The 23,797-nt window shown below is 41.9% G+C and carries 16 protein-coding genes; 10 read left to right on the plus strand and 6 right to left on the minus strand.

Annotated features, from left to right (window positions below):
- Positions 1 to 19: 19 nt before the first annotated feature.
- From FS373_RS14810 to FS373_RS14840, 7 genes are all read left to right on the plus strand, one after another.
- Entirely contained in the window at positions 20 to 1,786 is a 1,767-nt protein-coding gene (locus FS373_RS14810; RefSeq protein WP_152829736.1) for a MotA/TolQ/ExbB proton channel family protein, read from the plus strand.
- A complete protein-coding gene (locus FS373_RS14815) occupies positions 1,786 to 2,484 on the plus strand; it encodes an OmpA family protein (RefSeq protein ID WP_152829737.1) in 699 nt (232 codons plus the stop codon). The genes FS373_RS14810 and FS373_RS14815 overlap by 1 nt, the downstream gene beginning before the upstream one ends.
- Entirely contained in the window at positions 2,484 to 3,617 is a 1,134-nt protein-coding gene (locus tag FS373_RS14820; RefSeq protein WP_152829738.1) for an HNH endonuclease, read from the plus strand. Before FS373_RS14815 ends, FS373_RS14820 begins: the two co-directional genes overlap by 1 nt.
- A gap of 109 nt (positions 3,618 to 3,726) precedes the next feature.
- Positions 3,727 to 6,093: an McrB family protein gene (locus FS373_RS14825; protein ID WP_322619508.1), complete on the plus strand. Its 2,367-nt coding sequence runs from the start codon at positions 3,727 to 3,729 to the stop codon at positions 6,091 to 6,093.
- A 5-nt stretch (positions 6,094 to 6,098) separates the two neighbouring features.
- Positions 6,099 to 7,412 carry an McrC family protein gene (locus FS373_RS14830; RefSeq protein WP_152829739.1) on the plus strand — a complete coding sequence of 438 codons (1,314 nt, stop codon included), beginning with the start codon at positions 6,099 to 6,101 and terminating at the stop codon, positions 7,410 to 7,412.
- Positions 7,413 to 7,429: 17 nt separating this feature from the next.
- Positions 7,430 to 7,816: a DUF6979 family protein gene (locus FS373_RS14835; RefSeq protein ID WP_152829740.1), complete on the plus strand. Its 387-nt coding sequence runs from the start codon at positions 7,430 to 7,432 to the stop codon at positions 7,814 to 7,816.
- Between the two features lie 29 nt (positions 7,817 to 7,845).
- Positions 7,846 to 8,736: a nuclease-related domain-containing protein gene (locus tag FS373_RS14840; protein WP_152829741.1), complete on the plus strand. Its 891-nt coding sequence runs from the start codon at positions 7,846 to 7,848 to the stop codon at positions 8,734 to 8,736.
- A gap of 712 nt (positions 8,737 to 9,448) precedes the next feature.
- Here FS373_RS14840 and FS373_RS14845 read toward each other — a convergent pair.
- Positions 9,449 to 10,060 carry a DUF2913 family protein gene (locus tag FS373_RS14845; RefSeq protein WP_227992804.1) on the minus strand — a complete coding sequence of 204 codons (612 nt, stop codon included), beginning with the start codon at positions 10,058 to 10,060 and terminating at the stop codon, positions 9,449 to 9,451.
- Between the two features lie 498 nt (positions 10,061 to 10,558).
- Between FS373_RS14845 and FS373_RS14850 the strand changes: the two genes are divergently transcribed.
- Complete coding sequence (locus FS373_RS14850) at positions 10,559 to 11,464, plus strand: ketopantoate reductase family protein (RefSeq protein WP_152829743.1); 906 nt, start codon at positions 10,559 to 10,561, stop codon at positions 11,462 to 11,464.
- Positions 11,465 to 11,635: 171 nt separating this feature from the next.
- Here the strand turns inward: FS373_RS14850 and FS373_RS14855 are convergent, their stop codons facing one another.
- The 3 genes from FS373_RS14855 to FS373_RS14865 form a co-directional block, all read right to left on the minus strand.
- Positions 11,636 to 12,367: a hypothetical protein gene (locus FS373_RS14855; protein WP_152829744.1), complete on the minus strand. Its 732-nt coding sequence runs from the start codon at positions 12,365 to 12,367 to the stop codon at positions 11,636 to 11,638.
- A 605-nt stretch (positions 12,368 to 12,972) separates the two neighbouring features.
- Positions 12,973 to 14,274 (minus strand): type II toxin-antitoxin system HipA family toxin, encoded by a 1,302-nt coding sequence (locus FS373_RS14860; protein ID WP_152829745.1) that lies wholly within the window; start codon positions 14,272 to 14,274, stop codon positions 12,973 to 12,975.
- On the minus strand, positions 14,268 to 14,648 hold the full coding sequence (locus FS373_RS14865) for a helix-turn-helix transcriptional regulator (RefSeq protein ID WP_152829746.1): 381 nt from the start codon (positions 14,646 to 14,648) through the stop codon (positions 14,268 to 14,270). The genes FS373_RS14860 and FS373_RS14865 overlap by 7 nt, the downstream gene beginning before the upstream one ends.
- A gap of 719 nt (positions 14,649 to 15,367) precedes the next feature.
- Between FS373_RS14865 and FS373_RS14870 the strand changes: the two genes are divergently transcribed.
- Positions 15,368 to 16,216: a mechanosensitive ion channel family protein gene (locus FS373_RS14870; protein WP_144046504.1), complete on the plus strand. Its 849-nt coding sequence runs from the start codon at positions 15,368 to 15,370 to the stop codon at positions 16,214 to 16,216.
- 523 nt (positions 16,217 to 16,739) lie between these two features.
- Here FS373_RS14870 and FS373_RS14875 read toward each other — a convergent pair.
- Positions 16,740 to 18,356, minus strand: a complete 1,617-nt coding sequence (locus tag FS373_RS14875) for an NAD(P)/FAD-dependent oxidoreductase (protein WP_152829747.1) — start codon at positions 18,354 to 18,356, stop codon at positions 16,740 to 16,742.
- A 909-nt stretch (positions 18,357 to 19,265) separates the two neighbouring features.
- On the opposite strand from FS373_RS14875, the gene FS373_RS14880 reads away from it, so the two are divergent.
- Positions 19,266 to 22,223, plus strand: a complete 2,958-nt coding sequence (locus tag FS373_RS14880; RefSeq protein WP_152829748.1) for a UvrD-helicase domain-containing protein — start codon at positions 19,266 to 19,268, stop codon at positions 22,221 to 22,223.
- A gap of 543 nt (positions 22,224 to 22,766) precedes the next feature.
- On the opposite strand, the gene FS373_RS14885 is transcribed toward FS373_RS14880, so the two are convergent.
- The gene (locus FS373_RS14885) at positions 22,767 to 23,699 is read right to left on the minus strand and encodes a LysR family transcriptional regulator (RefSeq protein WP_221937513.1); all 933 of its coding nucleotides are present in this window, start codon (positions 23,697 to 23,699) and stop codon (positions 22,767 to 22,769) included.
- Positions 23,700 to 23,797 lie beyond the last annotated feature (98 nt).

Consider the following 23,797-nt stretch of genomic DNA (forward strand, 5'->3'; position numbering starts at 1 on the left):
TTAATTAAAGAAGATAGATATGGAAATATTTGAAAGTTTATTGCGCGGGTTTAATACCGATATTGTTAACAGCGTCATTATCATTTCAATGGCAATTGTATTTTGGGCCGGTCTTTGGTTTACCAAAAAAGCGCAGCGAGTTGAGTTTGTGCAATATGTACCAACGTTATTAACCACTATGGGTATTTTTGGTACGTTTTTAGGTATCGTGCTGGGCCTGCTAGAGTTCAATCAACTGGATATTGAAGCTAGTATTCCTCCATTGTTAGAAGGTTTGAAAACGGCTTTCATTACCAGTTTGGCAGGTATTTTTACATCGTTAGTCTTTAAAACTTTATCGACATTTTCATTCTTAAAACCTAAGCAAGTTGAAGATAGTATTTCGCAAGCAACACCGGAAGCTATTCTTGGTGCAATGCAAGCGCAGGTTGCTGAAACAAAGATTCTAAGAAATGCAATGGTCGGAAACGAAGAGTCTACCTTATTTGGGCAACTAAAAATTCTTCGTGGTGACATTAATGACAACGCCAAATTGTCAGTAAAAAATGCGCAAGAGCAAGCGACGAAACAACAAGAAATCTTTGAAGCGTTTTCTGAGAAGTTGTGGCTTAAGTTGCACGATTTTGCCGATACCTTGTCAAAGTCGGCGACTGAGCAGGTAATTGAAGCACTTAAGCAGGTAATTACAGATTTTAATAACAATTTAACTGAACAGTTCGGTGAAAACTTTAAACAGCTAAATGAAGCCGTCCATAAGCTAGTTGATTGGCAAGAGAACTATAAGCTTCAGCTAGAGCAAATGCAGCAGCAATATGCTCAAGGCGTTGAGGCTATAACGGCAACCGAATCATCGGTAGCGCATATTAGTGAGCAAACCAAAGTGATCCCAGAGTCGATGAATGAGCTAAAAGGGGTAATGGAAGTTAATCAGCATCAACTTGCTGAACTGGAGCGTCATTTAGAAGCGTTCAAGTTGATGCGTGATGAAGCTATTAAAGCAGTGCCTGAGATCAGAGAGCAAGTGCAGAATACCGTTAATGATATTTCGGCCGCTGTAAGCACTGCAAGTGAGCATTACAAATTACTCCTTTCTGAATCTGATGACTACATCAAAGCGCATGTGAAGACATCCAATGAGCTACTTGAAAAGTTTGCCAGTGAAACAGAGAAAGGCATCACTAGTGTCGGCAATCGTTTAATAGATAGCTCAGAGCTTATTAGTAAAAACATTGATACAGCAGCGAACGAATTCACGGATAACACGGCTCGAACTAACCAAAGCTTGCAAACAAGCTCTGATGTCCTGCAATCTCAAACAGAAGTGATAAAGCAACACTTACATGATGCGGTAAGCGATCTAAATAGCACTATGCGAGACATGATTGAAAAGTTAGTTGCAGATGCCAAAGATATGACTTCAACCATGAAAGAGGCAAACCAGAATTTAGTTACTGATACGGAGCAGGTTCGCGATACCGTTATTAAGTCTGCTGAGAAGTTACAGCAAAGATTGAACGAAGTGATTGATGACGCAGCAACTCAACAAATTAATCAGGCTAAACGAACATTCGATGCGATGGAAGAGCAAGTTAAGCAGCAGGTTGGCTTAACAGGTGAGGCGGTCGATTCACAACTAAAACTCATTGATACTGCGATGCAGCAGGAAATAAACAGAGTGATGAATGAGATGGGACAAGCTTTGGCCCAGGTAAGCGGTAAATTTGTTGAAGATTATGTGAAATTGACCAATGCAATGAATGAAATCGTTAATCAGCGAGTAGCTTAATGGATAAGATATTTGGCTCTAGTGCCAATACACAGGATAGTGGTGAACATTGGCTGACAGTTTCAGATTTGATGGCTGGTTTGATGATGGTGTTTCTTTTTATTGCCATTGTTTTCATGATGATCACCCAAAAGGAAAACGACAAGATTAAGGATGTAGCGGTAGCTTATCAGGAAAATCAGGTAGCTATTTTTGAGGCATTAGAGAGCGAGTTTGAAAAAGACCTCACTAAATGGGGAGCTACTATCGATAAGGAAACATTGGCATTTAACTTTCAGTCACCGGATGTTTTATTTGCTAACAACCAAACTAAGTTAAGTGCAGCTTACAAAGATATTTTAGATGTTTTCTTCCCAAGATATATAAATGTGTTAGCGCCTTATCGAGATTCATTAGATGAAATTAGAATTGAAGGACATACGTCTAGTGTCGGGTTACGTGGCTCTACTGAAGCGCAGGCTTATTTTTATAACATGCGGCTGTCACAAGGCCGAACGCGCGCAGTTCTAGAATATGGCTATGCCCTGATGCCTGACGAGGCAGATTGGATTAAGGCTAATATTGCAGCTGTTGGCTTTTCTTCTTCACGATTGATTATGAAAGATGGAATTGAAGATCCTGCAAAGTCGCGGCGTGTATCGTTTAGAGCGATTACCAATGCCGATATTCAAATCAAACGAATATTGGAGGCGCAGTAATGAAGCTCACTGTTGATTTTAGTGCATTATATCGTGCAGTATCACCATTGGGTAAAGTTGTAACGGACTTTTCAATTACTAGCCGTGCTGATGAATTAGAAAGTATTGTGCCCATAGAAATAACGGGGATACTAGGCGAGGATTTTCATCTTTCTGAAATTGATGGTTCTAACGGCATTTTAAATTACGATGGCCATCAAGTAATGCTTTATATACCTGATCAAGGTGATGAAATTCAGTTTATCTTGGAGGATGGTAAGTTAGGCCGTCGAATTCATGTTGCAGAGTGTTCAACATTGGAGTTCATGAGAGAAACGGGACGTTTTAAGCGATATGATGTGATTAATCGTATCGATGGACTATTTCCTGTTTTTGGACGCAACTTTAAGCTAAAGCAAGATATCGAAGGTGAAACTGACTTAGGTGTATGTAAAAACTGCTTGAAAATTCTGAATTATAAGGGGTATGCGACACAGAGTTATACAATGAAAAATCAGGTGTTTAGTGATTTTTCATTTGAACAATTTTTTGAAGTATATAGCTCTTACTTTAAAAGTCTACCACTTAATCGAAAAAAAACATCCAGTAATTATACAGCCGATTGGCCCTCTATTTCAGCTAAATTGAGAAGTGAATTAAATTACACATGCGAGCAATGTGGTGTTGAATTAACGAATGAATCTAAGCTATTACATACCCATCATATTAATGGGGATAAAGCTGATAATGGTCCTGAAAACTTAAGAGTTCTTTGTGCTGACTGTCATAAGAAACAACCGCATCACGGTCATATTCATGTTAGTAATCAAGATGTTCTAAAAATTAATCAATTACGCCGTGAACAGCATAAATTTGATGTTTTTGATTATGATAACATCCGAGAATGCGCTGATACTGCATTAGATGGTTTTCTTCAAAAATGTCAATCTACTAGATTGCCCGGTGCAGAGTTAGGTATTGTTATCAACGATAACGGCAATATGATAGCTATAGATCTCTGCTGGCCAAGGCGTAAAGTTGCCGTATTAATAAACATAGATAATACAAGGGCATTAAAGGACTATGGATGGACAGTGTTTACCGCCTTTGATGCTTTAAATAACTTTGAAGATTTTCAGGTTAAAGTTAGATAGGGATATATAGTAAAAGAATGGCTAATTTGATGAATGCACCCGAATACGGCATTAATGCGCCAAACAGTGATTGCATGATATAAGCGCATATAACACTAAGGACAGAATTGTGGCTGCATATTTATTAAGTTGGAACCCGAAAAATTTCTCAAATGGTGGAGATGGCTCCAAAGAAGGCACCTTAAAATACGTCATTGGTCAGGTTATTCGTTGGTCATGCCATAGTAAAAAGCCTAAAATCGGTGATACAGTTTATTTAATAAAGGTTGGCGGAGAACCAAGAGGCATCATTGCTGAGGGTATTGTTACCAGAGAAAGCTTCGAAGATAGTGATTGGAATGATTCTCATAAAACACGTAATTATATTGAATTTAAGCTGAAGGACTTTAGACCAGACTGTACGTCGGGTTTGCTACCAATGATGCTTTTATCTTCTGCTTGTACAGGGCAGAAATGGAGTCCACAAACATCTGGTATCGAAATTGCGCTGCAGTATGTGGAGCAATTGAGTGACTTGTGGACGAAGGGCAGAAATACCCATAGCCTGCTACAGTTTCTTACTTGGGAGTATGAGACTAATTTTAAGAAAACAGGTTGGTACGAACAATATATAGCTACATGCCAGCGATCAGTAGAAATAAAAAGAAAAAACCATGTTACAGACGAAGATGTCAAAGTGTTGTGGTATGACGCTAGTAATGGAGTGGCAAGTGTCGGACAAGGCTTTATGTATAAAAAGGAGTTTAATTCTAACATAAACTTCTTAAAGAAATGGACGCTAGAAATTATCAAGCATCCAACTACAGAAACTTATAAGCAAGTATTAAAAGATTGGAAATTAGAAGGCGATTTTAATCGAACTCTTTGGACCGTCATCAATAGAGCCTTTGCCGCAGCTGACCCAGTTAATGTTACAAGTATTGTAGGTCAGTCATATCTCAATGACATATTTAAATGCTTAAAAAACCAATACCAATTACCCATGAAACCTTCAAAAAATTGGTTAATAGACAATTCGAACTTACTTTCTATTATTTATCCTTTTATAAATCAAGATTGGGATATACATATCCGCAATATTTTGCTGTGGCGAATTTACGAACGAATTAGTAATGGCGTCGCTCAAAAAGATGTCAGCTCAAGTGTTCGAGAAGAGGAGTCTAAATATATGGCAGCAACAATCCAAGCCCAAAATATCATCTTCTATGGGCCTCCAGGAACAGGAAAAACCTATAAGTTACAGGGTTTATTAAAAAAATCCTATATTTCAGTGGGAGCTGTAATTGAATCGTTATTGTGGCTAAACCAGCAAGTTGAGAAGTTGAGCTGGTTTGAAATTGTTTTACTTTCGATACTTGATTTAGGCAGCGAAAATAGTGTTGCACATATCATCAAGCACAAGTTCTTCCAAGCTAAATTACATGTAAATGGGAGAGAGTCTAATTTTGCACAAACTGCTTGGGCAGCTCTACAAACTCATACCATAACTGATTCTGTAACAGTTAAATATAATAAACGGATTGAGCCGCTCATATTTGATAAAACACAAACCAGCCAATGGTTTATTGTAGATGCTAAAGATGAACAGCTAGCTGAATATCAGTCTCTGCTAACGCTGCTCAAGAGTGGGCCAACACAGGCTGAATCTGTTAAGCGCTATGAGTTTGTGACTTTTCATCAATCTTATGGTTACGAAGAGTTTGTAGAAGGATTAAGGCCGGAAACTAATGACAATGGTGATATTAGTTACTCAGTAAAGCCTGGGGTATTTAAACGCATTTGCAAACTTGCCCAAGCAGATCCTAAAAATTCCTATGCTATCGTTATTGATGAGATAAATCGCGGTAACATAAGCAAGATATTTGGTGAGTTGATCAGCTTAATTGAGGTTGATAAACGTAAAGGCACCGAAAATGAATTGGTTGTCACGTTACCTTATTCTGGGGAGTTATTTTGTGTACCAGCCAATCTAGATATCATAGGCTCGATGAATACTGCCGATAGGTCACTAACCCATATTGATGTCGCACTGCGTCGCCGTTTTAAGTTTGAAGAGCTGCGAACCGACTATAGCCTTTTATCAACTGATATCGAAGGTGTGAACATACGTCGCATGTTATTTTCTATCAATCAGCGCATTGAGTTATTGTTGGACAGGGAACACATCATTGGTCATGCACTGCTGATGAAAGTTGATTCGTTAGATGAACTTTTCATTCAATTTAAAACTGCAATTCTTCCACTTCTTGAAGAGTACTTCTTCGAAGACTGGGAAAAAATTTCTCAAGTATTCAGTCATAATGGCTTCATCCAAGAACAGAAAGATGCCCGTAGCATTTGGCTGGATGCCAAAGATGAATATGCGGCTAAATCTTACTGTGTCAATCTTGAAATATTACTGACTGGCGAGGCATATAAGAAGATATATGCCGATATTGATGATGCCGCCTTTGCTTTGTGTGACAACGCAGGATAGTAAAGATGGCAACATGGTCAGTCTACGAGTTTGCTCGGTTATATCGGGATAAAGTCACAGTATTTAAAGCTGGTAGTTTGCATCTTTCTAGCGAACATTTTGATGCGTTAAAACGATTGATGTTGTGCACTGATTCTGATCACAACCAAATATTTCGTTATGGTTTTGAGAAAAGAGAGGAAGTGCTTGTCTGTCAGAACTATGTTGGCGTGATATGTTTACCTAACGGAGATCAATTGGAGATTTTACCTAAGATCTCTAGAGCATCTGTTGCCACAGAACATCATGATCAAGAGCTGGCATCTATTCGCCACTCCCTGATAAAGATGCTTAAGGCTACGCGGCATATTCCAAGTAAGCTCGCTAATAACGCTTCACTTGATTTAACTCGAATGCCGTTACTAGATGTGTTTATCATGCTTTTTCTTGAAGAAGTGGCTAGCTTGATTAAACGCGGTGTAGCCAGAAGTTATCAAACTACTGAAGACAACTTGCCTTTTTTGAAGGGTAAGTTACTTGTGTCCCAGCAGATCAAACACAATTCTGTTTTAAAGCATAGACACTACTTAATTTTTAATGATTTTTCGGCAAACCGTCCCGAAAATCGATTAATTCGCTCAGCATTACTATGGGCGCTTAAGCGTGTTACCGACAATACAAAGCAATTATGTCGAGAGTATCTGTTTCATTTAAACGATATACCTGAATCGAAGAACATCAGGCAAGATATGAAGTCTTGGCAACGGGGACGCCACGTATGGCATTATGAGTCAATACGGCCTTGGATTGAGATGATCTTTAATGAACATAGTCCGACTTCGATCGCTGGTGAAAGCCAGATGTTGTCGATGCTTTTTCCGATGGAGAAAGTATTCGAAGATTATGTCGCGTTAAAGCTTAAGCAACAGCTGCCTGACAGTGAGGTTAAATCTCAAGTAAGACAGGAGTATCTGTTGAGTCATAAGACACTTACTCGTGAAACAGAAAGTATGCTTTTCCAGCTTAAACCCGATCTATACATTACCACACAGGGTCAGGTGATTATTGGTGATACCAAGTGGAAGGTGATAGACCAAAGCCTGCCAAGTGAGAAGTATGGTATTAAAGAAGCCGATATTTACCAAATGCTTGCCTATAACCAGACCTATCAAAAATCTCAGCGAAATTCTGAAATTTGGTTGATTTACCCAAAAACCAATCGATTTAGCATGCCTATACCAGACTTTAAATTTGATAATGGCTCAGTGATAAAAATCCTCCCTTTTGATATAGAAACGGGTAAGTTAATTTTTAGTTCTGATGTGGTTTCTACCCAGTAAAGCTAAGGAGATCTCGAATGACGAGTGGTGAACATGGTAGTTATGGATCCATTGCATTAAAAGCAATGTCGAAAATACAAGATGGTTTCGATCCCGTGTCTGCATGGGAGTTTTCCGCTAGGGAGCACTTTTCCCCGAAACAAGTCGATTCAATTAAAAAGGGCTGCCCTAAATCAACATTTCTAGGCTTATGTGAGTATGGAAAAGTTAAAGGAGTTGATCCTAGTGCTTATACTCGCTCAAAGATTAATAAGCAACATGCGAAAGATGCTTATGATTTACTCAAACTAAAGCCGCATTTGGATAAGAATGCACTTTGGCTTCTAGTTGCTGGTAATAAGACACATAACCACCAAATGGATGTGCTGTTTGCTCTTTATGAATCAGGGGCTCTTTGTGAGTAATTTATATTTTAAATCAGTATAGGAAAAATATGACAGAATTATTGAAAGGGATTTTATCACTGCTAGTGTTGCTTTCTGGTATGGGTGTTGTTTTATTCGCCATGTTTGTAGCGCTAAAAAAACGGGATTTAACCGTTAAACTACCTATTGATAGAGATAAGTTGGCTAGAATGCCTGGTTTTGGTCTTCAAAACCAGATTTTAGATCATCAGTTTAATCTACTTAGTGGTCTGTTCATGGCAACATTGGTTATGTGTTTGCCATTTGCGATTAAAGGAGTGCAAGGCTATCTCACTATAGGATCTTTACCTTGGGTTTATGCAATATTACCTGTACTGGCTCTACCATATTTTGGCTTTAAGACTTATCGGAATATGTCTAAACTGACTAAGTTACGACTGGGTCATACGGCGGAGTTGGCCACTGCATCAGAGCTAATGCGTTTACAGGGTTTAGGCTATCAAGTGTTTCATGATATTCAGGCCGATGGTTTTAACATCGATCACTTGGTTGTTGGCCCCAATGGCGTTTTTGCTATAGAGACTAAAGGCAGGCATAAGCGTTTTCGTGATAAGAAGTATGAAGCTGCAGATAAACAGAAGGCTTATGAACTGCTTTTTAAAGACGGCAAACTTCAGTTTCCTTCCTGGGTTGAAACTTCCCCAATCAGCCAAGCAGATAGACAAGCAAAATGGGTGAGTGAATGGTTAACCAAAGCTGTTGGCCAATCTACACTAGCACTGCCTGTTTTAGTTTTCCCAGGTTGGTACGTTACAACTCAAACAAAACCACCTTTTCCGATTATTAATCATAAGCAATTGGTCGGTACCATTCCGAAATTAAACCGAGTTACTTATAACCAAGAACAGATCAATGCTATTGCTTATCAAGTCGCTCAGCGATGTGTCCAAGGAAGTTAAGTTTTACAGCTAATGGGCTAGTAGATGCAAGTCAGGGAAACTAAGAATGGATCCCGGAACCTCTTGTCTTTCCGGCACTCTCGTTGGCCGGAATCCATTCTTTGAACTTAAAGACAAAAGCTGGATCCCGGAACGGGTCCGGGAAGACGAGATGGATTCTGGGAAGACAAAATCGATAAGCATGATTAATGCAGAGGAAGTAGTAGATCGATAAGTGCTCTGAGCATAAGAGGAGGCTCGATTACATCTACACCTAGCGCGTCTTTCCGGCATGCTTGTTGGCCGGAATCTACTCTTTGTGTAAGAAGCTAAGAATGGATCCCGGAACGAGTCTGGGAAGACAGAAGCAGGATTCCGGAACGAGAAAGCCGGGGGTGATAATTGCTCTCAGCAGAAGAGAAGGCTCTATTACATCTATATCTAGCTCGTCTTTCCGGCACTCTTGTTGGCCGGAATCCACTCTTTGTGTAAGAAGCTAAGAATGGATCCCGGAACAAGTCCGGGAAGACCATAAGGGAAGCGGGGGAATGACATATCCCCGTCATTCCGGCACGGGTTCGGAAAGACAGAAGCAGGGTTCCGGGAAGACGAGGCGGTCAGATGACAGCTTCAATTGGGACAGCAGCGAAGTTGAGCTGCTTTACTTCGCTTTTAGCATATTTAATCCCGTCGATACGAGCTGATAAAATATCTCTCGCATAACCTCGCTTATTTATTCGTGGGATCGCACATTAATTTTCAGCTGATTTTTTGGATGTAACAAGATATGCCCTTGCTGCGTATCTTCAGTCAAGGGTTGTAGCTCAGCACTAAATATACCTGTTCGCTCAACAACGTCTATAACACTATTGATCTTATTCGATTCCAAAAATAACGACACTGGGGCTATTTGCTCACCAGCCTGATTAAATCCATGCGTGACATTTTCTTCTAGCATGTAAATGAATTTTGGCACGCTTTTATTATTTTCATTAACCAACCGATTGCCTAAACCCTGTTCACAACGCAAGGTTTTAAGTAGATCAAACAACTTATGCACATCAGTAGATCTTTTATCTCGGCCTTGATACACCTTTCGAACTTTTAAAAGCTTAGTTTCCAGATCCCCCTTGGCACTTCGGCCAATAGTAAGCAGACTTCTCAGTTCATTTTTGATCTGCCGATAATGGTTGTCTTTAAGCTTCGGCTTTAAATAACGTACCAAGATCTCATTGCGCTTAGGCATTGGGATTAATCGGGAAGTTTCTTCGACGGAAAAGTACAGATGCAAGAGTGCGTTATCGACGAGATTGCTCACTAAAGAGTTGAAGGCTATATTGTTCAAAAAAATACCTAAAGCAGTCAGATTAGAAATCAGGCTGAAGTTTATCATTTTGAGCCAGATGCAAAACTATCCACTAGAACATCTTGCTATAAATTAAAAAATCGAATTCACTTATAATATCGCTGACGCAAAAATCGGTTTTCTTGCTAGCAGAAATAGACTTAATACCTGAAATTTCTAAACTCTTTACACAATGCGCATGATGTAAAGAGTATAAATTCTGATCCATTGAATCTCACGGAAATATTGTAAACTATGATGAGTTTTTCAGTGCGGCATATTTATCTTTAACTTGTTTTATCACCCTTTGACAGTTTAGAAACGGTTCTATAGCGCATGGGGTATGTCACTTCAAAGTGATGATGACGGTTGCGAGAAGTGAGTGGTACCAGTTAATGATAGGCTTGTGCCAGTAACTGAATGACAGAAATAGAAAGAGGCGATTAGCTTCATGGCTAATCCCGAGTTCAGGTTATATTAATATAGAATGGAGAAAATATGATAAAGATCACCGTTATCGGTGTCGGTTCCTTAGGCGGATTCGTTACCGCCAAGTTGATAGAGGCTGGCTATCCTGTTCAGCTTATGGTCAGTGCCAATAGCCGCTTACTCGAGTTATCTCAGTTACATGTCATCGGCAAAGAGCCTTTTCAGGTTCCTTATCAGAATATCATCAGTAATAGTCAGCATATTTCCGGTGATATCATTTTTATTACCATAAAAGCGGTATCAAACCCGCTGTTGTTTGCTAGCCTAAGTCATCTAAAGAACAAAAAATTGATCTTGCTACAAAACGGGATTGGGGAAGAAGAGCAGCTTGCTGAAGCGATAGATGACAGCAACAAGGTCTTGGGGGCCATCAGTCATATTAAGGTGACAATGCATGCTGATAATAAAATTGAGGTACAAAATGATCAACTTGATTTTATTTACGCCGATCTTAATGGCACTGAGTCTGATCCAAGCCTAGAAACGGTGATCCGTGAGGTTTTCCCTCAGGTAGAACACAGGCCTGATATTTATCAAGTCAGGTTTCCTAAATTGATGGTAAACGCAGCTTGCAATGCCCCTTCGGTGATTTATAACCTGAGTATGTATGAACTTACGCAGGCGTCCATAGCGAAAGAGATGATACATTTGTTGGCTAAAGAAGTCCGCCAAGTGGCCAAAGTTTATGGCGTTTACTTAGAGAAAAAAAACATGGACGATATTCTCGACATGTTAGCTTGTGAAGATTATCGGCCGGCCTATTTTAGTATGAAGCTGGACTATGACGGTAAACGTCCCATGGAAATTGAGGCCGTCTACACTAATTTACTTCACATGGCTAAGATAAGGAATATAGCCACACCCGAACTTGTTAGGGTGACTCATATCTTACAAACACAATTTCTTCATGAGTAGGCGGTTGTTACAAATAATGTAATATAGATAAGTTCGCCAAAATCTTTAGTGATTTAATGCGTGATCAACTTTAATTGGTATCTTTTAGATGAGGCAACGCATTTTTATTTAGTGTAATTATTAAATGAGGCTATACGAACCGAACAAGCTAGTTGAGGCTCAACAGTTTTTTCATTGATCAGTGGATGAAGTACTGAGAGACTTAGTGCTATCTTGAGTCTTAATAAATTGCCGAGCTTGCTCTAAATAAACATTAAATAGCCCCTCTGATTTCATCTGTTGGAAAGTCTCTGCGAGTTTACTGGCCATTTTTTCGTGTCGGTGATGCAAGTAACCATATATTTTACCTTCTTCTAAGATTGCAACAAGATGAATGTTTTTATCAATAAATTCAGGTGTGACTAATAGTTCATTGACAATAAGAGAAACGCCAATATAGATGTCAATTCTACCACGTTGTAAAAGCCTTAATGAGTTAATAGGGTTGGATGAATCTGTGAGATTATTTTGGGGAACACGCTGAGTAAGTCTCTGTTGAGCAAGGGCTATACCACGATAATATTCAACTTTATATTGGCCTGCTTTGATGTCGTCCCATGATTGTATCTTTATTGAAGGATTGACTACAAAAGCACTTAAATTACTATTGAAAAGTGGTTCCTCGATGCGAATTAAGTTGGGGTGTTTTTTGGCATACCATTCACCTCTTCCCATTTCACCGTCTATTTTTCCAGAGTCGGCCGTATTACTTGCTCTGAGCGCAGGTAGCACAATATAGGAGCCGTTAATATTAAGACGGCTAAAAGCCTCGTTATAAATCAATACTCCCCATTTCCCGTAGAGGTTAGTGTTAGGGTCGGTTATTAGAGCAAGTGTGATCTGCTGTTTATCAGCAGTTTGCACTATAAAACTGAAGCAGGAGAGTATAATAATGAAAGTTATGCGCAGGAGTTGTAAGTGCATCTTAATATACTCAAAGCTCGCAAGGATAAGATAGATTGAGTATAGGATAATTATATCGATGCGATTGCTGCTTATTCCATAGGGATCCCTTTTTCTCGAAAGTTATTCACCTGTCGTTTATTACGGGCCCAACGGAAGACACCTCGAAAATTGGGTATATTCAGTACTTTGTTTAAGAAGCTAAGAATGGATCCCGGAACCTCCCATCTTTCCGGTACTCTCGTTGGCCGGAACCTATTCTTTGAACTTAAAAGACAAAAGCTGGATCCCGGAACGAGTCCGGGAAGACCATAAAAAGAAGGAGTGATGACGTCTACACCTACCTCGTCATTGGGGTAAGCTTACTTACTGTCTTTCCGGCATTCTTGCTGGCCGGAATCTACTCTTTGCTTGAGAAGCTGACAATAGATCCCGGAACAAGTCCGGGATGACAGACATTTCCGCCCTCCGTGGCGGTCGATGACGGAAGCAGGATTCCGGGAAGACGAAATAGACAGACGACAGCTTCAATTGGGACTGCATAATAAGACAACATCAACGCAGGCTTAGATGTCCAGGCGGTGGTGTTTGCCAATGGTTGTTTGAAAGCGCGTAAAGACCCCAGCCTCTTTGGCGAAGTGGTTCCACCTTGAAACAGAGTCGACCACTTGCTCTATCACGGAAGCGGCTTCTTTTTGGAATAACTTGCCGATGATCATCAGATCATTGATATCAAAGTCATCACGCTTGCCATTAAGCGTTAGCTGGCTCTGACTGACCCAATACGAATCTGGTCTGTACGAATAAGCGATGTCAAACGCGGGTGCTATGCTCCAATCATTCTCGTGGTTGAGCATAAAGCCAAAGTTTTTGGTATGGTCATCGTTATTGCGACTCACGATGTTAAACACCATCCGTCTGAACATTTGCACGGCTTGAGGCCGAGGCAGACCCAACTGTCGCATCAACGAAAAAAGCTGTTCGTAGCTATAGCCTCCCGGTATTTTGTAATCTGCATGTGCCATTGCACAGAGGGATTGATAGTGGAATTTCTTATTATGATCACGGTCAAATCGCTTGGTCATGAAATGCGCGCGATCACCGTCATGCAATAATTCACACGGCTGCATCTCAATTCCGGCATCGAGCGCCATCAGGTAATAAGCGTATTCCATTCTCCCATATCCTTTGGGATCCCCGAAAGTTTCTTTACTAGACTGGGACTCACTCACGCCATCGAATTTCAACAACCAATGCTCAAAACCTTGGGGCAGGGCAACTTGGCCACTCCTGATCTCCGTTCTGTTTTGGTTGATGCCGATGACGGCTTTAGCGCGAGCGCCGCCCGCTGAAGTGCCGACTTGCATCATTTCAGTTAGTGCGGCTTCCTTGTCCTGATCGAATGCAAGCTCGATACCTGCCCGTTGATCCAGCACGGTTTGCGCCATCTCCATTAATGATTGGATCTCTAACGGTGTTGATAGTTTACCCTTGTCAGAGCCATAACCGGGGGCGTACTCTAAGGCCCCCATGCCTCGATTACCTGTGTAGAGCAGACGGTCCAACGCCGTAAAATTTTCTTTTGTACGACCTTGTCGCGCCAACCAAGCATCAATCACAGCGTTACCAAAATCATCCGGTAATGTATCAGCAAATGCACCAGGAAGTCCTTTGTAAGTCTCTGTATTAAGCCGTGGAAAGGAATAGATCTTATCGCTTAAAGGTAAGTGAATAGGGGATATTTCGATCCCCTTATTGAGCCAACCATCAGCGTATTGAAAAGAGCATATGCCCTTATCGATAGAGAGTGCGCCAACAAGTTCACCGGCAATGTTAACTCGCGCAACGGTAGGACTCTTGTTTACCATTTATCTTCTTCCTTAATGACACTGTGTCGGGTTAAGTGTGTCTTGGTCACGTCAGTAGAGGCACTGCGGCTTGATGCTGAAGCCCTTTTACGCTTTTTTCCCTGTTGCTTAAGTAACGCCATCGGGCTATATGTTTTTTCTGGGATGAACTCATCAACAAGCTGAAGTTGTTTTAACGCACGAAGTACCGCGATCACCCATTGGAATTTGCCATTGCCATTGATCAGGTTCCTATAGGTTTTTCGGGTGATCCCCACCTCTTCAGCGAGTTGCTCTTGGCTGATGTTTGCTTCAAGGCGCATCTGTTCAATTCGCGAACCAAGCTCTTGGGCGATACCTTCGTCGGTCATCGCATAAATATTGTTAATGGGCATAAAAGTAACCTTTAATGACTATTATGGCTTTATAGGGTAATTATATACTCATTAATTTGAACTGCCTAGGGTTACCATTAATGGATACTTTTTTACCCATTAATGGTAAATATAAGGTTTAAGGGTAAATAAATACCCACTACCAGCGATATGTTCAAGAAAGTTAAGTTTTACTGCTAATGGGCTAGCACATGCAAGCCTGAGAAGCTAAGAATGGATCCCGGAACAAGTTTTAAACCTATCTCGTCATTCCGGTGTGCTTACATTCTGTCTTTCCGGCATTCTTGTTGGCCGGAATCCAGCGTTTTGGACTTAAAGGCGAGAGCTGGATCCCGGAACGAGTCCGGGAAGACCATAAGGGAAGTGGGGCGATGACATATCCCCGTCTTTCCGGCACTCTTGTTGGCCGGAATCTACTCTTTGTTTGAGAAGCGAAGAATGGATCCCGGAACAAGAAAGCCCGGGTCGATAATTGCTCCTGCATAATCGACATTTCCGCCATTCCTGGCGGTCGAAGACAGAAGTAGGATCCAAGAACAAGAAAGTCTGGGCCGATAACTGCTTAACATATAGATTGGGATATCACTTTTAATGGTTTATGTTAAAGTGCGATTTCTGGCTATATAGTCAGTTACTCACTATTTACCAATTGGTTATCAATGGTCAGTCTGCATCTACCAACGACTAAACAGTTACTTATCAATTCTTAAGAAGGTTTTGTGGATAAACTTAATATTGTCATCGAATTTTTTTCAACCTATAAGCTTTTGTTTACCGTCATCATCATTGTGTGTATTTCGTTTCTTAAGCGGTTGGTGGTGTCTAAAATTCGTGGTGACTTGCCCTTTGTCACCGAAGGTCAACGTAAGTGGATGTCGCGTACCAAAAATGGCACTTTCATCCTCATTATTATGGTCTTGTTTCTGCTGTGGCAAACCGAAATTAATAAATTTGCGCTGTCAGTTACGGCGATTGCCATTGCCTTTGTGGTGGCATCGAAAGAGATCATCTTGTGTTTTACAGGTTCAATTCAGCGAGCAAGTTCGCGTTCGTTTGTGATTGGTGATTGGATTGAAGTGGGTAAGTTGTGTGGTGAGGTGATTGAGCACAACTTGATGGCGACGGTCATTCAAGAGATCGACATACTTCACGGCCAATATAATTACACGGGTAAAACGGTCACTTTTCCAAATAGTATGTTTTTCAGTTACGCGGTTAAAAACCACAATTTTATGAAGCGCTATGTTTATCATAGTTTTAATATAACGATTGTTGATTTCGTGAATCTGTACCCGCTATTTCCTGAGCTGATTGAACAAATTGAAGCGCATTGTGAAGATTTTCACGATGTGGCGATTCGATATAATAGTATTATTGAGAGACATGCTGGTGTCGATTTGCCAGGACCCGAGCCGCACATTCAAATTCATAGCGGACCTGCTGGTGAGCAGATGGTGCATATTACGATTTTTTGCCCAACAGAACGCGCAGCCCATTTAGAGCAGTTGATCAGAGAAGACTTTATGCTTGTGTACCATGAAACATTTTCTAAAAAAGCTTCAGAATAATTTATAGGTCTGATACAGCAAAAAGTCACTGGATTACATCTATATCTAGCTCGTCTTTCCGGCACTCTTGTTGGCCGGAATCCTTTCTTTGAACTTACAGACAAAGGCTGGATACCGGAACGAGTCCGGCATGACAGCCAAAGAAGAGTAAATAGTGTTATCTTTACATTCTGTCTTTCCGGCACTCTTGTTGGCCGGAATCCATTCTTTAAACTTAAAGACAAAAGCTGGATCCCGGAACGAGTCCGGCATGACAGCCAAAGAAGAGTAAATAGTGTCATCTTTACATTCTGTCTTTCCGGCACTCTTGTTGGCCGGAATCCATTCTTTGAACTTACAGACAAAGGCTGGATACCGGAACGAGTCCGGCATGACGAGATGGAGTCCGGTATGACAGAAGCAGGGGCCAAGAAGGCGAGATAGTCAGATGACAGCTTCAATTGGAATAACAGCTAACTTGAGCTGCTTACTTCGGCTATTTATTTCGACTATTTATTTCGGCTGTTTACTTCGACTGCTTATTTCAGCTGCTACTTGCTTTGAGCATATCGAGTGCCACGGCTTCTGCAATTTTAATCCCGTCGATACCAGCAGATAAAATACCTCCCGCATAACCTGCGCCTTCGCCGGCTGGGTATAGTCCTTTGGTATTGATGCTCTGATAATCCGCATTACGTTTAATTTGAACCGGTGACGAAGTACGTGTTTCTACGCCGGTGAGCATGGCATCATCTTGGGCAAAATCAGGGATCTTTTTATTGAACGCGGGCAATGCTTCGCGGATCGCTTCAATGGCAAAATCAGGCAGGCTAGTGCTGAGGTCTGTCATGGTCACTTCTGGCTTATATGATGGTTCAACGTCACCGTATGGTTTGGCTTCAACCCCTTTCAAGAAATCACCCACTCGTTGCGCTGGGGCTTGGTAAGTGCTGCCGCCTAAGATATAAGCATTACGTTCTAGCTTGCGCTGTAGGGCGATACCTTGCAGTGGATCGTTATCGAAATCACTTGGTGAAATACCCACCACAATGGCGCTGTTGGCATTACGCTCGCTACGTGAATATTGGCTCATACCATTAGTGACCACGGCTTCGGTCTCTGATGTGGCTGCCACGACAACACCGCCTGGGCACATACAGAAGCTATATACCGAACGACCACTCTTGCAGTGGTGCACCAATTTGTAATCGGCAGCACCTAAAATCGGATGACCCGCATTGCTACCAAAGCGCGCTTGGTCAATCAGTTGTTGTTTGTGTTCAATGCGAAAACCTACTGAGAAAGACTGGGCTTCAAGGTAAACGCCTTTATCATGCAACATCTGTACTGTGTCACGTGCACTGTGTCCAATCGCCAAGGTCACATGCTTGGAATTGATGACTTCGCCACTCTTGAGCGTCACACCTGTCACTTGGTTGTCGACAATATTGATCTCTTCAACCCGGGTTTCAAAACGAATGTCACCGCCAAGCTCGATGATCTTGCTGCGCATACGTTCAACCATAGTGACCAGCTTGAACGTGCCGATATGAGGCTTGCTGACATAGATAATTTCAGCAGGTGCACCAGCGGCTACGAATTCTTGTTTCACTTTTAAGCCGAGGAAATTAGGATCTTTCACTTGGCTGTATAATTTTCCGTCAGAAAATGTCCCGGCACCGCCTTCACCAAACTGCACATTTGATTCAGTATTTAATTCACCCGTACGCCAGAAACGGAAGGTATCTTTTGCGCGTTCATGTACAGATTTACCACGCTCTAAAATGATAGGTTTGAAACCCATTTGAGCCAGAATTAAGCCAGCAAAAAGACCACATGGACCCATACCAATAACAACGGGACGTTCTTCTAAATCCGCAGGCGCTTGAGCGACATACTTATAACTGGTGTCTGGTGACTTTCTCACGAGTTGATCATCTTCAAAGCGCGTTAACACTTGGTCTTCATCAAGATTATCAAACGTCAAATCTAGCGTGTAAATCAAGGTGATTTTATTACGCTTACGAGCATCATAACCCCGTTTAAAGATATGGATGTCGACAAGCTGTTCTGTCGTGATAGACAGTTTATTAAGCACAAAATTGCGCAATGCATCATCGTCATGATCTAACGGTAATTTGACTTCGTTTAGACGTATCATCGGGTGGTTACCTAACAGGGGATATGGTTCATAATCTATGGCGCGCAGTTTACGTGATCTAGGCTAAAAATGAAATTAAAAAGGCAGCGACTATCAGTCAGATGCACTCTCTAAAGCTTATGAAGGGCAAGGGATTCTCGTCATTCCTAAATTCTTACCTACTGTCATTCCGGCACTCTTGTTGGCCGGAATCCTTGCTTTTGAATCGAGACCTGAAGCTGAGAATGGATCCCGGAACGAGTCCGGGAAGACGGCATAAAAAGAAGCTAGGTTGTCGATTACTCCAGACTTAATCGACATTTCCGTCTTGACCCATATGGATATGGGGAATGTCTGAATGATATCGGGAGTATCACAGACCCATGTAGGTCAGAGACATATATGTAGAGCTAAGTCGACAATTGCTCAGAGCGTAAAAAGAGGAGTCGATGACGTCTACACCTACTTCGTCTTTCCGGCATGCTTGTTGGCCGGAATCCATTGTTTAGAACCTAAAGACAAAACTGGATCCTGAAACGAGTCCGGGATGACAGAATAATAGATAATTCCAGCATGCTTACCTACTTCGTCTTTCCTGCATGCTTGTTGACCGGAATCCATGTTTTAGAATCAAGATCAAAAGCTGGATACCGGAACAAGTCCGGCATGACTAAGCGGCGAAGAGTGGCTGGTGACCGTGAGAGAGTGGCAGTCAGAAGCCTGCAAGGGAAGTAGGGTGATTATTTAATCTCCCTTTGATTTCATTGCTTTGCTGGCTTTATTTCTGCTATTTGTTACCAGCACTTTGTCTAATACTGTTACTAGAGCTCTTTCAAGGGCTCTTTCTAGAGAGGTCTCTACTGTCTGTACTATTGCCACATGCGTTTAGTTGCTAATATGCTCCGGTATTTTGCATTTCTGAGGTTGTAGATGGAGCTTAGGCGACATGAGGTTAAATTTGGTTTTCTGCAGGGGCTGTTTTTTGGTAGAACGGCGAGCTTGTGTGAGCAAGGCTTAACCATTGACGGTAAATTATTCACTTACCCCAGCATTGAACAACCAGTTGAGGTGAGGGCGGGCTGGTTTACTCAGACTTTGGTGTGGGGTAGCAATAAGTTTACCTTTTTCAGGCTTATCCCGAGTAAATCTCTGTTCAAATTAGCAAAATACAACAGACTTGTGTTTTGTAAGCCTGCTTTACTGGCAGCATATGATGACTTACTGGTCGATATTGCCAGGTTCGATAAAGACTTTGGCCTGCATCAACGTTATTTACGCCATTCAGATAGAACTCGTTTGCACCAAGGTTACCGTGGGAGCTTGGCTTCGTTTAAACAAACCACGCATTTCAAAAAATTAGGTTTCGATGTCACCAAGCTCAATTGCCGACTGGCTAAGTTTATCAAGCAGCCGCAGCAGTTTACGGCTAAATACAATCAATGGTGGCAGGGTAAGCAGTTAGAGTCTTATCAGACTCTGTTTGATTCTTTAGAAAATCATCCGTTAACACCACTGCAGCGCCAAGCCTGTGTTATCGATGAAAACAACACCTTAGTTATTGCCGGTGCGGGTACAGGTAAAACTAGCACCATGGCGGCTAAAGCTGCGTATCTGGTTAAACAAGGTTTAGCTAAGCCCAATGAAATTTTGATGTTGGCTTATGGCAAAGATGCCATGGTCGAACTCAAGGAGCGGGTTTACGCTATTTCTGGCCTAAACTCGGTAAAAGTGAGTACTTTTCATGGTTTAGGTAAAGAGATTATTCAATCTTACTTAGACGACTCTACTCAAGTTTCGGTGCTTGCCAGTGATACGAAAAAGTTTACTCAATTTGTCGATCAGCAGATCGATGCCATTGTCGCAGACTCTAAAATGGCCGATCCTGTTGCCGATTATTTTGGTCGTTATCTGTATCCCCAAGTCAATGAGCTGGACTTTCAAACCCAGGGCCAATATCGCTCATACCTTAAAAATAATGAGATAAGGGCGCTTTCTGGTGACTTGGTGAAGAGCTTTCAAGAGCTCACTATCTGTAATTACCTATTTACTCACGGCATACAATTTCAGTATGAACCTAAGTATCAGCCTGAAAATGGAACTTCAGTGAGTGAGCCGGGAAAGAGTGTATATCAACCTGACTTTTATATTCCGGCACTCGATGCTTATCTGGAGCATTTCGGCATCGATAAGCAAGGCAATACCCGGCCTGATATCGATAAAATAGCTTATAACCTTAGCCGCGAATGGAAAATTGAGACCCATAAACGCCATAACACCTGTTTATTGCAGACTTTTAGTTGGCAAGCCGACTTGGGCGAGCTAGAGCAGCATTTAGAGGCCCTGTTATGTGAGCGCTGTGAGCTGATAGGCCTTGCACAAAACCAGTTGTTTAAACCTATATCGCCTGAAGCGGTGTTTGCTCAGGTAAAGGCCTTGGGCGTTTACCGCAATGTCAGTCGGCTAATGTCGAGTTTTCTGTCACTTTTTAAAGCCTCGAGCTTGTCTTTAGCCGATCTTGAGCTGATTAAGGTCACGCCAGCTAGTGATAATAATGATAAGGGGGATAAAAAAAGTACTCTATATAATCAAGTCAGGTGGAAGGCCTTTCTGCACCTGTTTAGATGGGTGATAACCAAGTATGAGGCGCACCTTAGCTCGCTTAAGACCTTAGATTTTTCAGATATGATCAGTCAAGGCATTGAGATGACGCAAGCCAGTGACTTTCATCAGAAGACGGACGGTAGGTTTCGTTTTAAATACATCATGGTCGATGAGTTCCAGGACATTTCGGCAGAGCGCGCTAAGTTGGTGACTCAGTTACGGGATTCAAGCCCAAGTTGTGCGCTATTTTGTGTGGGCGATGATTGGCAGGCGATTTATCGCTTTACCGGCAGCGACCTTACGTTAACCACCGAATTTAAGCGGGTGTTTGGCGAGACTCGAGTTGTCACCTTAGACAAGACCTTTAGATTTAACGATAGGATTGAGAAGGTCGCATCAAGCTTTATTCAGGCTAACCCGGCACAGCTTAAGAAAACCCTGACCACCCACACCGTCAGTGACAACCCGGAAGTCTGTTTATTGATTAACTCAAAAGAGACAGGGTTAGCGCAAGCTTTCAATAGCATTGTTGAAGCTATTGGTTCTAATGCAGACTCTACAAGTGTGATGGTGATCAGTCGTTTCAAATCTTCATTGAAGGATTTAAGTGTCTGGCAGAAGCGTTATTCACCGCTGCAGATCTCTGGTTTTTCGGCCCATGGTTCAAAAGGTAAGCAGGCCGACTTTGTTATTGTGCTTGATGTGAATGATGACAAGTACGGTTTTCCAAGCAAGATAGCTAGCGATCCTATTTTAGAAGCTCTGCTGCCAAAACTAGATACTTATGCTTATACCGAAGAGCGACGCTTGTTTTATGTCGCCTTGTCGCGTGCTAAGAAGACGGTATTTGTTCAAGCGGAGCTTGGTAAAGAGTCTGTTTTTGTCAAAGAACTGCTTAAATTTGAAGCCGATGTTCGCTGTTATCTCAGCGATCTTGCGCCTGTGTATATCGAGTCTTTATCTTGCCCCGAATGTAAGGAAGGAAAACTTATTCCCATAGAAGGGCGCTACGGTCTTTATTACACTTGCTCATTAGGCAAACATTATTGTGACACTAAGCTAGACGCGTGTACATCCTGTAAAAGCGCCCCCATGATACGTAATGAAACCCACCATATTTGCGCATCGGTACAATGTGACCATCAGCTACAAGTTTGCCCTGAGTGCATTTCAGGCAAGCTTATCAAGCGCACCAACAGTAAAAGTGGTAAAGAATTTTTAGCTTGTAGCCTGCATCGCATGAAAGATGCGAACAGCTGTCAATATACGGAAAGTTTGCAAGCTTGAAGAGCTAAGGTGGGAAAGCTGGCTGGTAATTGCTCCTTGCATAACCGGCATTTCAGCCTTGACCCATAGGGATATGGGGAATGTCTAATGATATCGGGAATATCACTGACCCCTGGCGGTCAGATTACGCTGCGCTGGAGGGGCTAAGACGATACTCACTACGTAATTGTAGTGCAAAGACAGAACTTCACTTACTTCGTCATTCCGGCATGCTTACCACTGTCATTCTGGCATGCTTATCTACTGTCTTTCCGGCACTCTCGTTGGCCGGAATCCACTTCCTAGAATCGACATCGAAGCTAAGAATGGATCCCGGAACGAGTCCGGGATGACAAAATAAAAAAAGCTAGGCCGTCGACTACTCCAGACTCAATCGACATTTCCATCGTTCATTATGACCTGAGATAACAAGAGTAGGGAGACGATAACCTCTCCCTACTCTTTCCGGCATGTTTACTTACTGTCTTTCCGGCACTCTTGTTGGCCGGAATCCAGCTTTTAAACCAAGTTCAGAACCTAATCCCGGAATGATTAGACTGCGCTTTATTGCTCTTTCGACAAGCGGTCTTTTAAGTGCTCGATGAGTAAGCTTGTTCGCTTGGGGAGGTGCTTTCTCTTTGGGTAGAGGATATACAGAGGGAGCATACCTGTGGTTGCCCACTCAGGTAGTAATCTTATTATCGAGCTTCTCTCATTCTCTGTCAGCTTATCAAGAGCAAAGTCTGCGAGCATGGCTATACCTGATTCGGCTAACATGGCTTCGACCATAGATGGCAACATATTCGTTTTAAAGTTACCTGTGAGTTTGGCATCATAGATTTCATTGGTTTTTGCATGCACAAACTGCCAGTTATCAAGATTCAGTATTTCACTCTTATAGATGATGTGATTGTAGGTGGTTAATTCTCTCGGATGGTGAATATTGCCATGAGCCTTGATGTAATTTTCGTGAGCGTACGGGGCACAGACTATAGGTTTTAGCTTATGTCCTACATAGCCTTCAGCTGGTGTGTCGGTTAAGTATACCGCTAGATCGACACCTGCTTCTATCAAGTCTATTGGCTGCTCAGTAAATAAAATTTCCAGCTCTATCTGTGGATGCTGTTTACTAAACTCCGCAACAATGGCCGAGAGTCTGCTAGCCCCGAATGAGGCTGAGGCCGAGATCTTAATTTTACCTCTAGTCGATTCGCTATCACATATTTTGCTTTCAATCTCTTCGGCGTGATCCATTAGGGCTTTGGCGTTTCTGTAGAACTCTTGCCCGTCTGCGGTAACAACAAACTGGCGTGTAGTCCTGTGGATCAATTGCTTATTTACTCGTGTCTCTAGTTTAACCAACTGGCGACTCACATGAGCTGTCGAGCAATCTAAGCGTTTAGCAGTCGCAGCAATGCTGCGTTCTTCACATAGATGAATGTAGAGGGGGAGGTAACTTAGCCAGTTTATTTCCATATGGTAATTCTGATTATCCATTTACTCACTTCTGGTAATAATAGTAATTCGTTAGACTCTTTACAATAAAAACGTTTACTGCGGATGCATTTGAGACTGTGTGCTCCTCAGTAAGCCGT

This window comes from Shewanella sp. YLB-07, assembly GCF_009377275.1.

Excerpts from the sequence above, each read along its gene's own strand:
- FS373_RS14885 (WP_221937513.1), bottom strand. The coding sequence starts at position 23,699 with ATGGATAATCAGAATTACCATATGGAAATAAACTGGCTAAGTTACCTC.
- FS373_RS14830 (WP_152829739.1), top strand. The coding sequence starts at position 6,099 with ATGGCAACATGGTCAGTCTACGAGTTTGCTCGGTTATATCGGGATAAA.
- FS373_RS14835 (WP_152829740.1), top strand. The coding sequence starts at position 7,430 with ATGACGAGTGGTGAACATGGTAGTTATGGATCCATTGCATTAAAAGCA.
- FS373_RS14815 (WP_152829737.1), top strand. The coding sequence starts at position 1,786 with ATGGATAAGATATTTGGCTCTAGTGCCAATACACAGGATAGTGGTGAA.
- FS373_RS14850 (WP_152829743.1), top strand. The coding sequence starts at position 10,559 with ATGATAAAGATCACCGTTATCGGTGTCGGTTCCTTAGGCGGATTCGTT.
- FS373_RS14840 (WP_152829741.1), top strand. The coding sequence starts at position 7,846 with ATGACAGAATTATTGAAAGGGATTTTATCACTGCTAGTGTTGCTTTCT.
- FS373_RS14880 (WP_152829748.1), top strand. The coding sequence starts at position 19,266 with ATGGAGCTTAGGCGACATGAGGTTAAATTTGGTTTTCTGCAGGGGCTG.
- FS373_RS14875 (WP_152829747.1), bottom strand. The coding sequence starts at position 18,356 with ATGATACGTCTAAACGAAGTCAAATTACCGTTAGATCATGACGATGAT.
- FS373_RS14865 (WP_152829746.1), bottom strand. The coding sequence starts at position 14,648 with ATGCCCATTAACAATATTTATGCGATGACCGACGAAGGTATCGCCCAA.
- FS373_RS14820 (WP_152829738.1), top strand. The coding sequence starts at position 2,484 with ATGAAGCTCACTGTTGATTTTAGTGCATTATATCGTGCAGTATCACCA.
- FS373_RS14860 (WP_152829745.1), bottom strand. The coding sequence starts at position 14,274 with ATGGTAAACAAGAGTCCTACCGTTGCGCGAGTTAACATTGCCGGTGAA.
- FS373_RS14810 (WP_152829736.1), top strand. The coding sequence starts at position 20 with ATGGAAATATTTGAAAGTTTATTGCGCGGGTTTAATACCGATATTGTT.